Here is a 1,045-nt window from a genome sequence, read left to right on the forward strand (position 1 = left end):
AGCGCTTCCTCGCCGAAATGGATCAGGTGGTGCCCTGGGCAGGCCTGCTGGAGCTGATCGAACCGTTCTACCCCAAGGCCGGCGGCGGTAGAAAACCCTATCCTCTGGAAACCATGCTGCGCATCCATCTGTTGCAGAACTGGTTCTCCCTGAGCGACCCGGCCATGGAAGAAGCGCTCTACGAAATCACGCCCATGCGCCAGTTCGCACGCCTGACGCTGAGCGCGCCAATCCCCGAAGACACCACGATCATGAACTTCCGGCACTTGCTGGAGAAGCATCAGCTCGCACCGGCAATCCTTGCGGTCATCAATGGTTATCTGCAGGAAAAAGGCCTGTCGCTGCGCCAAGGCACCATCGTCGATGCCACCATTATTCATGCCCCCAGCTCGACCAAAAATAAAGAAGGCAAGCGTGATCCCGAGATGCACCAGACCAAGAAAGGCGGTCAGTATTTCTTCGGGATGAAGGCGCACATCGGTGCCGATGTCGAGTCCGGCCTGGTGCATCACGTCCATGGCACCGCTGCCAATGTGGCCGATGTCACGCAGGTGGCTGAACTGCTGCATGGCGAAGAAAACGCCGTGTATGCAGATGCCGGTTACACCGGTGTCGAAAGGCGCGAAGAGCATGAAAATCGGGGGGTGATCTGGCAGATTGCAGCGCGTCGCAGCACCTATTCCAAGCTGAACCAGCGCAGCGTACTGTACAAAGCCAAGCGCAAGATCGAGTTCTGCAAGGCTCAGACACGGGCCAAGGTCGAGCATCCGTTTCGCGTGATCAAGCGGCAGTTTGGTTACGTGAAAGTACGTTTTCGTGGGCTGATGAAAAACACGGCTCAGTTGACCACGCTGTTCGCCCTGGCAAACCTGTGGAGGGTTCGAAAACAGCTCATGGGTATGGGTGAGGTTCGCGTTTAACACGGAGAACCGGTCGAAAAAGCTCTCCGTACATGATTTTTCGGTCACTTTTCGTCCAATGACGCTGTAGGTGCCTGGAAAATTGCAACTTGCCGCGGCTGCACGACAAGTTGATCGGAGCATCC

The 1,045-nt window shown here is 56.6% G+C and carries 1 protein-coding gene; it reads left to right on the top strand.

Features of this window, described 5'->3' with window-relative positions; translation table 11 throughout:
* Positions 1 to 920, top strand: a 920-nt coding sequence (locus HBN61_RS22305; protein ID WP_170047928.1) for an IS5-like element ISPa41 family transposase, incomplete at its 5' end; no start/stop codon positions are given.
* Positions 921 to 1,045 lie beyond the last annotated feature (125 nt).

Origin of the sequence: Pseudomonas sp. WS 5071, assembly GCF_012985765.1 — a bacterium.
GTDB classification, from domain to species: domain Bacteria; phylum Pseudomonadota; class Gammaproteobacteria; order Pseudomonadales; family Pseudomonadaceae; genus Aquipseudomonas; species Aquipseudomonas lundensis_A.